Origin of the sequence: Sphingomonas sp. OK281, assembly GCF_900115295.1 — a bacterium.
GTDB lineage: Bacteria > Pseudomonadota > Alphaproteobacteria > Sphingomonadales > Sphingomonadaceae > Sphingomonas.
Map to the genome: position 1 here is coordinate 1 of NZ_FOVZ01000014.1, position 8764 is coordinate 8764.

Annotated in this window: 9 protein-coding genes and 2 pseudogenes; 6 read left to right on the forward strand and 5 right to left on the reverse strand. The window is 58.9% G+C overall.

Features of this window, described 5'->3' with window-relative positions; translation table 11 throughout:
* Positions 1-14 precede the first annotated feature (14 nt).
* Positions 15-266: pseudogene (locus tag BM244_RS22360) on the reverse strand (transposase); the annotation flags it as partial.
* Positions 267-416: 150 nt separating this feature from the next.
* Between BM244_RS22360 and BM244_RS22365 the strand changes: the two are divergent.
* The 5 genes from BM244_RS22365 (at position 417) to BM244_RS22955 (ending at position 3630) form a co-directional block, all read left to right on the forward strand.
* Positions 417-878, forward strand: a complete 462-nt coding sequence (locus BM244_RS22365) for a MarR family winged helix-turn-helix transcriptional regulator (protein WP_093401123.1) — start codon at positions 417-419, stop codon at positions 876-878.
* A 74-nt stretch (positions 879-952) separates the two neighbouring features.
* A protein-coding gene (locus tag BM244_RS22370) for an IS3 family transposase (protein WP_093401124.1) occupies positions 953-2094 on the forward strand; the annotation gives its coding sequence in 2 pieces (ribosomal slippage) (positions 953-1193 and positions 1193-2094; 1143 coding nt in all).
* Positions 2095-2247: 153 nt separating this feature from the next.
* Positions 2248-2853 carry a DUF2268 domain-containing putative Zn-dependent protease gene (locus BM244_RS22375; protein ID WP_175518375.1) on the forward strand — a complete coding sequence of 202 codons (606 nt, stop codon included), beginning with the start codon at positions 2248-2250 and terminating at the stop codon, positions 2851-2853.
* Between the two features lie 26 nt (positions 2854-2879).
* Positions 2880-3101 (forward strand): hypothetical protein, encoded by a 222-nt coding sequence (locus tag BM244_RS22380; RefSeq protein WP_139227096.1) that lies wholly within the window; start codon positions 2880-2882, stop codon positions 3099-3101.
* A 139-nt stretch (positions 3102-3240) separates the two neighbouring features.
* Positions 3241-3630, forward strand: a complete 390-nt coding sequence (locus BM244_RS22955; RefSeq protein WP_139227098.1) for a hypothetical protein — start codon at positions 3241-3243, stop codon at positions 3628-3630.
* Between the two features lie 353 nt (positions 3631-3983).
* On the opposite strand, the gene BM244_RS23835 is transcribed toward BM244_RS22955, so the two are convergent.
* Both BM244_RS23835 and BM244_RS22385 read right to left on the reverse strand, forming a co-directional pair.
* Positions 3984-4112, reverse strand: a complete 129-nt coding sequence (locus BM244_RS23835; RefSeq protein WP_302847319.1) for a hypothetical protein — start codon at positions 4110-4112, stop codon at positions 3984-3986.
* Between the two features lie 54 nt (positions 4113-4166).
* Positions 4167-5147 carry a hypothetical protein gene (locus BM244_RS22385; RefSeq protein WP_093401126.1) on the reverse strand — a complete coding sequence of 327 codons (981 nt, stop codon included), beginning with the start codon at positions 5145-5147 and terminating at the stop codon, positions 4167-4169.
* Positions 5148-5417: 270 nt separating this feature from the next.
* Here BM244_RS22385 and BM244_RS23950 point away from each other — a divergent pair, with 270 nt between their 5' ends.
* Complete coding sequence (locus tag BM244_RS23950; protein WP_175518376.1) at positions 5418-5648, forward strand: EexN family lipoprotein; 231 nt, start codon at positions 5418-5420, stop codon at positions 5646-5648.
* Between the two features lie 712 nt (positions 5649-6360).
* On the opposite strand, the pseudogene BM244_RS22390 reads toward BM244_RS23950, so the two are convergent.
* Both BM244_RS22390 and BM244_RS22395 read right to left on the reverse strand, forming a co-directional pair.
* A pseudogene (locus BM244_RS22390) lies at positions 6361-8166 on the reverse strand (Tn3 family transposase); the annotation flags it as partial.
* Between the two features lie 172 nt (positions 8167-8338).
* A partial coding sequence (locus BM244_RS22395; protein WP_139227102.1) for an ATP-binding protein occupies positions 8339-8764 on the reverse strand: 426 nt, incomplete at its 5' end.

Below are 8764 nucleotides of genomic sequence, written 5' to 3' on the forward strand. Positions count from 1 at the left end.
GGTCAGTTTTTTCCCAGCAGATCCTTCAGCGCCGACACGTCGAGCATCGACTCCGCCAGCAGCTTCTTCAGCCGGCGGTTCTCGTCCTCGAGCGCTCGCAACCGCGCCGCCTCCGACACGGTCATCCCGCCGTACTTCGCCTTCCAGTTGTAGAACGTCGCGTCACTGATTCCATGCTTCCGGCACAGCTCGGCGGTCTTCACGCCGGCCTCATGCTCGCGCAGCACGCCAATGATCTGATCCTCGGTAAATCGGCCTCGCCGCATCACTCGTCTCAATCTGACGAGCTAACTTACCAATGGCATGAATTCTGGGGAGCAGGTCAAATCCTATATCGCATGCGATCTATCACTAAAAAATGATCCTATCGCATGCGATGGAGTTGTGTGTAGGTGTTACGTAACTATCTGAGAACCATGACCACGAACGCATCCGCTCCCGACCTGCCGAAGCTGAGTGATTTCCTCTGCTTCGCGGTCTATTCTGCAAATCTGGCTTACGGTCGGGCTTATAAGCCGATCCTGGACGAGTTGGGTGTTACGTATCCGCAATGGATCGCTATTGTCGCGCTCTGGGAGCAGGATAATCAGACCGTCTCCGGTCTCGGTAAAAACATGTTTTTGGAATCAAATACACTGACACCGATCCTAAAGAAATTGGAGATCCTTGGATTCGTCACTCGAACGCGTAGCTTAAACGACGAGCGGCAGGTCATCGTCAGCCTTACTCAAGCCGGTCGAAAATTGCGCGAAAGAGGCGCTCAGAAGAACCTGCTCGAAGCGTGTGGCCTGAGCCCAGATGAATTCCGGGTCGTGCAAAAGGCAATGGTCCGTGTGCGTGACAACCTTCTTGAGTTCTCAGCACAACGATCTCTTTAGCACATACTGATTTACTGAGTAGCCCCTAGATTTCTGGACGCCTCGGGTCCTAATTTTGAGGACAGGAGGCGACGATGGGGAAACCCAATTTCAGCGATGAGTTCAAGCGTGACGCGGTGGTGCAGATCACGGAGCGGGGTTACCCGGTAGCGGAGGTTTCGCAGCGCCTCGGCGTCAGCCCACATTCGCTGTATGCGTGGAAGAAGCAGTTCGCGAAGGTGGTGTCGGGCGATGCCAATAAGGACGCCGAGATCCGCCAGTTGAAGCGCGAGTTGGCTCGGGTGACCGAGGAGCGCGACATCTTAAAAAAACCCACCGCGTATTTCGCCAGGGATGCCAAGTGAGATACGCGTTTGTTGCCGAGCATCAGAACCAGTTTGGCGTCCGCGCGATGTGCCGGTGCCTGGCGATCCAGCCCAGCGGTTTTTACGCCTGGCGCAAAGCGCCGCTGAGCCGGCGAGCGCAAGAAGATGCTCGGCAGATTGCATTGATCCGGCAGGCCTGGAGCGACAGCGGCAAGGTCTATGGGTATCGAAATTTGCACGACGATCTGCTCGATCAGGGCGAGACCTGTTGTCCTAATCGCGTTGCCCGCCTGACCAACCTGGCAGGCATCAAGGCGCAGATCGGCTACAAGCGGCGTCCAGGCAGTTCAGGAGGAAGGCCTTCGGCCGTTGCTGCCAACACGTTGGATCGGCAGTTCGACGTGCCGCAGGCTGATCGCGCCTGGGTGACGGACATCACGTATATCCGCACGATGGAAGGTTTCGCCTATCTGGCGGTCGTGCTCGACCTCTACTCCCGTCGCGTGGTGGGATGGTCGTTGCAAAGCCGTCAGACAACCGATGTGGTTTTGCAGGCGCTGCACATGGCGGTCTGGCGGCGTAAGCCGAAGTGTCGGGTGCTGATCCATTCGGACCAGGGATCGCAGTTCACGAGCATGGACTGGGCTGCCTTCATCCGCGCTCACAATCTTGAGCACTCGATGAGCCGACGCGGCAACTGCCACGACAATGCCGTGGCCGAGAGCTTCTTCTCCTCGCTCAAGCGTGAGCGCATCCGGCGTCGGACCTATAAAACCCGCGGCGAAGCCCGGCAGGACGTGTTCGATTACATCGAGATGTTCTACAACCCGATCCGCAAGCACGTCAGGAACGGGATGCTGTCGCCCGTCGAGTTTGAACGGCAGCAGGCTTTGATGGCTCAAGGCGTCTAGAAAACTAGGGGCTACTCACCCGGCCGGATTGGTGATGCCGCCCGTCTCGCCAACAAGGTCAGCGCCGACCCAGCCTTGTACAGTCGAGCGGTTCGTGAGTGTCTTCCCCGCGTAGAGGAGGCCACGGCCGATCTTCGGGCGATCTACCTCGCCTTGCAAGGATTGCTGCCCGATCAGCCGCTCCCACAAATCTATGTAGTGATAGGAGCCGGTAATTCCGGTGGCACCGCAGGCCCCGGCGCTCAGGTCATCGGACTTGAGGTACTATGCGCGGAGAATCCTTCAGCCGTAGGCTTCAGGACGGCGCTTCGTCGCTTCTTCGCGCACGAAACCGTTCATACCTTCCAACAGGATATATCGGGAGTTGAGAAATCTCCGCTGTTGGGTGAAGCTCTTATTGAAGGAGCGGCAGACTTCATCGCCGCCTTGGTGACGGGAGAAGTACCCGAGCCGGACAGGGCGAGTTGGGCAGCCCAGCGTGAGGGAATGCTATGGGATCAGTTTCAGAAAGACATGCCCGTGAGCTTGGCGACTGTTCGAGACAACCCGCCCGTCAATGCAGTGAAAGCGGTCAATAGATGGCTGCACAATTATAAATCAACACCGCCCGGTTGGCCTAGTGAAGCCGGTTACTGGGTAGGTATGCGTATCTGGACGGCATACTATGCAGCTTCAACGGATAAGCATCGCGCTATTCGTGATATGTTGAAGTGGAATGATCCCGAATTAATCCTGCGGCAAAGTGGCTACCGCGGCTAAATTTCCAAATAATGCGGAGGGCATACATGAAAGTTGATGTTCAGGAGCTTCCAAACAGCGGCGTTTTCAGGGGCATTGTCGATGGAGACGCGCGCATAAGAGGCGGATCGAGCCTTGAAGTGAAGGGGATCATCAACGGCGATTTGCATATCGAGGCGGAGTCCAAGGTGCTGGTAAGCGGTATTGTGAAAGGCCGCGTTATAAACGACGGCTCCGAGGTAGAGCTTACAGGGATTATCGGGGGATAAGGTCCGACCGCGAAGCAAGCCCGATTCCCGAAATTCGATCGAAATAGAAAACGCCCATGTCGTTTCGTTGGCCGTTAGCTTCTTGACGCCCGAACTTTCGCCGCAAACGGCCATAGTGGCGAACTACAGGAGTAATGACGTGAACCGGAAGCGAGTCGTACAAGCAGTTTTTACTCACCTCGCGGTCTTCATCCTTCCGGTTCCGGCGCAAGCGCTTAGCCTATTTGTTCTAGCGCCTGTGCCTGCCTCTGCAAAAAGTGATTTAAATTGTCCTCTCAATATAGCCATTAAAAGGCTCGTTCCTGCACCGGAAAATATGTTGCGCAAGCTTCTTCCTGGAAGGATTATGAGACCCTACGCGCTCGCACCTGACGAAGGCGTGATCCAGTTCGTAAACGGGACGCGAGGAGCATATCTGGGCGGGTTCGTGGCGGGCAGGCGGACTGAATTCGACTATCGAGTCGAACGTAACAAGGTCTATGATTTAAATAACCTAACAGGCTTTTTTAGAATATTTCGCAATAAGTGAGGACGTTTCTACAGTGCAGTTGGTGACGGTAGTATGATCGCACGCCGCACCATATTTTCGGTGCCTAGTTAGCTTCTATATTAAGATCGGATATTTAATATCCACTATACCTAAAATATTGCGTGCCATCCGTTCGGAATCCTCCGTCGCGCCGCAACGTGCCATTTATCGCTTACAGCATCGTACCAATGAGCGTTGGATATCTACAGCCCCCATCAAACACCAACATTCCCAAAACACCATGGTAGATCGGGAAAGCATGAGCCTTCCCGAAACCCGTCGCGAACACTGAAACGGGAAGTAATAATGTCGATACCGGCTATCGCAACCGTTCGGTTGCGACACCGCGCCAGTCAGCTCGTGACCAAATAGGTCAGTGTGCCATTGCGCGGCATGACGATCATCCCCCGGTGCGCGAGTTCGTTCGTTACGTCCGTGTAGAACACGTGATACCACCAGATGAAATATTCGGGAAAGCTCACCCCCTCGGCAGCATAGGGCGAGTTGCGATACTGCGCTTCCAGTGCCGACCGGTGCTATTCAAGGATAGCAAGGAGCGATGGTGCAAATGCAGCGGCCATCGCATCCAGCCCAGCATCATCGGTAGGCCCCAGCACGGGTATGGCCGTTCGCCCGTTCGCCGCGAGGAGTCCGAGGGAGCGAAGTCCAGCAGCCCTCGCTTTGTTTACCGGAGCGGAAGGGTCACGCCAGCGCTGCAAGAGGTCACCGACCAATTCTTCCTGGGCCGCTTGCACACCGGTGCCGGGTGAAAAGCCGAACCGGCTAGTGAGGTCACCGGGCTCAAGCGTGACCAGATTGGTAGGTCCGCTGTACCGTTGATTTCCGTAAAGAGAGAGTGTCGTATCACCAACACCCTGCCCATGGTTGCCGTAGATGCCGAATGACTCGACTGGATCGGCAGGGCGTGTCTCGAAAACGGCATAGTAGTAGCGCCCTCCTCCACGTTGGGGCCGCAACACCTTAAGGTATCCCTCTTCAACCCGGTTGATCTGCCAGTTATCGAGCAACCCGTCGCTCAGCACGAGAAGCGATGCATCGGCGAAAGGTACGTGGGCGAAGCCGGGTAGCGTCGCATAACGACGGCGCACGGCGGGAAGGATGGTGCCGATAGCGTCGGCAGCGGCGCGTACGACGCTGTGTTGGGCGTATAGGAAACGCGGCTGTTCGGCCCTAGTAACGACGAGGGCAGTTGGACGAGCCTGCCCATTAGGCAGTCGTCGGGCCAAACCTTCTTGCACCAGCGCATTGGTTCGCCGTTCAACCTCCGCGCTCGGCAGTTTCAGTTGGCCCGCAATCTGGTCCGGCGGGAGGCGCAGGTGATAGAAGGCCAGCAGCGCGTCATTCGTGCTGCCCATTGGCAAACCGGGGCGGTTCTCACCCGCTGAAATCTGCCTTCCCTCAAAACTCGCGGTAACGGACGAAGCCGCTTCGGCACGTGTGCCCAAGGCGAGCAGAGTACCGAGCCCCACAATAGTTTCGCGGCGTGTCGAGATCATTTTTGCTCCGGCAGCGCTAGGTGTCGATCGTGTCTCTACCATAGGTGCCTGAACGAATTGGAAAATAGGTCATCGAGCCCCATTCCCGATTAGGACGGCAGGCGAGACAGCGCAGGCGTACTCGGAATCGATCCCTTTTGAGAAAGCGGATCTGCGACTGCCGGATTGGCGATCCGGCAGCGTATATCTGAGACTGTCCTATGTACCGGCCGAGATTGCAGCCATAGGTAACGCGCTCGCTTAGAGCTTGGTTTTTCAGGGTACGTCGCAATGAGAAATACGGCATCGCTCGCGTTAATTTGTTTGCTGGGGCTCGCCGGCTGCAACCGGCCGGCCGAGCCTCGCACCGAGCACTATTTTGAGACGCACGAGGCCGATCGGAAATCTGTGATAGACCAATGCAAAAATGCCGATCGACAATATCAGCCTCAGGAAGAGTGCGGGAGCGCAATGCGCGCGGATTACATCGTGACGATGAAGCGTGATAATTCCGCAAACTAGGTCCCGCTTGATATTAAAAGCAGCGACTTGATGCAGATTGTACCCGTGACACCCCGGCCGGGCGGCCATATCGACGCGGCGTGGAAAATAGCAGTGAACAGTCAGAGCTTTTGAAAGCCAAGTTGGAGCAGGCCCTGGAGCTTGCGGATGGGCTCGACCTTAACGTCGTTGGCGCTTGGATATCGAGCGCGATAGAAGCTCTACCCACCGTAGACGAGGCAGCCCAACACGCCGGCCGAGGGAACGGACCATAAACCTAACAGTTTCTATCGATGCTTGAAGCGTCCTGCCCTTTCGGGGGGAACGGCGGTGAAAGCTCGCAATGCCCTGTTGGTGTTATGATAGGCAGGGCATTTTTAGTTCTGGCGTCCGGAACAGACTTTGCCGCGCACTGTTTCTACTTTGACCGGCGCGGTTTCCCCCCCTGCCCCGCCGGTTACATGCGCCCCGCTGCCCCTCCGCAGCGGGGCGTTTCCATTTCAGATCACAACGTGCTGGCAGCGCCATCGCTGACGACTAAAAGCGTCTATATGCTACTCAATTAACCGGCCAAGTGTTATAGCGGAGCGGAAAGGAAGGCCCGTGAGCAAGACCAGCCTCAACCAGATCATCGAGGGTATCGATAGGAACCTTTCGTACCTGCATAAGGAGCGTTGGGCGCTTCGCTACGCGGATCTTCTCGACACTGTTCAGGCCACCACTGGCGACGAACACCCCAAGCGCGGGTCAGCGGAATCCTGTTGTGCGCGGCCACCAGCAGCGCGTTGGCGGTGGTCAGTGTCTCGGCGCGCATGAAATTCTGCTTCACCCAGCTCAGCCGCGACCGGCGCAGAGCGGGCACTTCGGGGCGAACAAGCGGTTCGAAACCAGTGTTGGTCGCCTCCGCGACGAGCACCGCGCAGATTGTCGTCGCTATATCCTCGGCGCGCGCGTTGCCCTCGCTGGCATGCGTAAACGCCGATCCGAACCCGGTTCGCGCGTGCATCTCCATAATCAGCTCGGGGAGATCGAGCTGCGGCAGGCGCGCATCGATCGCTTTGTGGAGATCGGTGAGGCTGAGCGGTTCGTCGATCTTGTCGAGTGGCTCGATCGACAGATCGGCACCGCAGGCCATCTTCGTGATGGTCACGGCATCGTTGTCCGGTACGCGCGCCGCTGTCTCGCGGTAGGCTAGATCGAGCCTTGCGGACAGTTTGGCGATTTCCTCGTCGCCGGCGACCGCCACGCCAACAGTGCGACATACCGTCGGTCGCGCCGCTTCCCAGGCTGCTCCCGTCAGCAGGCCTTTGCGTGGATCGGCATAGCGAAGCGAGCGAACGGGAAAGACGTCGCGGCGCCGGATAGCACGGCGTAGCCGGTCGAGCGTACAAAGCCGGTATCCGGTCAGATCGAATGCGCCGTCATCGGTTTTCAGTTGGCGATTCCAGGCCTTGGGGACGAACGCGGTCGGCGCCGCCCCACGACGCTTCTCGCCCCGGTGAACTCTTCGCAGGTGATCGACCGCGTCCAGTAACGGCCGCCCTGCGGGCGCCGCTGCGAGATCGAGACCGGCAAGCATTTTCGGCAGATAGCGCATCGCGCCAGTCTGCTGGCGCAGCTCGACGAAATAGCTCTCATCGGTTGGCCGGGCGAGCAGGTTCACCTGCGCGACGGCGTCCTTCAGCGTTGCCCGGTCAACCAGTGCGAACACGGCCGCACGCACCTCGATGTCGCCGATACTATCATCGAGCAGGACAGCACCGACATCGCGAAGCCGCAGCGATGCGCTGTCGAGGTCGCGCAATGAGCGCATCCGCGCCTCCTTGGCGTTGATGCGCGCGTTGGAGAACATCCTGGTCGACACCGCATCGAACAGGTCGATGACATCGTCGCTGGCCGATGCTTCGAGCGTGCGGATGAAGGCAACCAAAGTGGCCGCACGCCGATCGTCGGGAAGCCGGGCCACGGCCTGCGCTCTCGCGGCGCCGGCAAATCGCGCCAACGCGGCCGCCTTGCCGGGTGGCACGCGGTCGAGTTCGGGCAAGCCTGTGGTGAACGTGCGAATTTCGGTCAGTCGGTCGATCGCACGGCTGATCTCGGGGCCGCTTTGTAGATATGGCCCGTCACGCAGCCGGTCGAGCGGGCTTTGCCTTCCGTCCCCGGTAACAGCGACAAGTGTATCGAGCCGGGCGCGTTGCTCTGGCGTCAGCCTGGCGACCAGACGGCGATGGACGTGCGCGGCGACCCGCGTGCGGACCCGTGCGATATCGCGCTCGAGGACGGACAGGCCGGGCAACATCACCTTCGATTCGAGCAGCCACGTCGCTGCTGCATCGAACAGCGCCGAAGGCCGATCGGTGCCTGTCCAGCACAGCGCGTACAGGAAGCGGTGCAATCGGAACGTGACACCGGGATCGGAAAAGACCCGATAGCCATAATGGTCGCGGATGCGCGGGCCGTGCCGCCACCGTCCTTTGGTCGCGCAATATCGCGCCATCAGTTCGGTCGTCGTGCCGATCGCCAACTGGTCGCCCGCAAACTGTCAATCGGCGTCCAAAAAGGACCCCCTATCGGCGTCCAAAAGAGACCCCCTTCGTTGGGCGGCGTGACGGTAGCGGACGCGCCGTTCGCGCTGGTTGCGGCGTAGGGCGGGCGTAGCCCGACCGGAGGCGTAACCAGCGCGAAGCGTTCCTCTGTCGGGTTCCCGAGGGCTAGCTGCGGTGCTTGAAGCGCCAGCTGTCGTTGCCGGTTTCGACGATGTCGCAGTGGTGCGTAATGCGGTCGAGCAGCGCGGTGGTCATCTTGGGGTCGCCGAAGACAGTCGGCCATTCGCCAAAGGCAAGGTTCGTAGTGACGATGACCGAGGTCCGCTCGTAGAGCTTGCTGACCAGGTGGAAGAGCAGCTGGCCGCCCGAGCGGGCGAACGGCAGATAACCAAGCTCGTCGAGCACCACGACCTCAAGGCGTGACAGCTGAGCTGCAAGCGCGCCGGCCTTGCCGAGGCGAGTTTCCTCCTCGAGCCGGTTCACCAGGTCGACCGTGTTGAAGTAGCGGCCGCGGGCGCCGTTTCGCACGACGTTGGCGGTAATGGCGCTGGCGAGGTGCGTCTTGCCGGTGCCCGTACCACCGACGAGCAC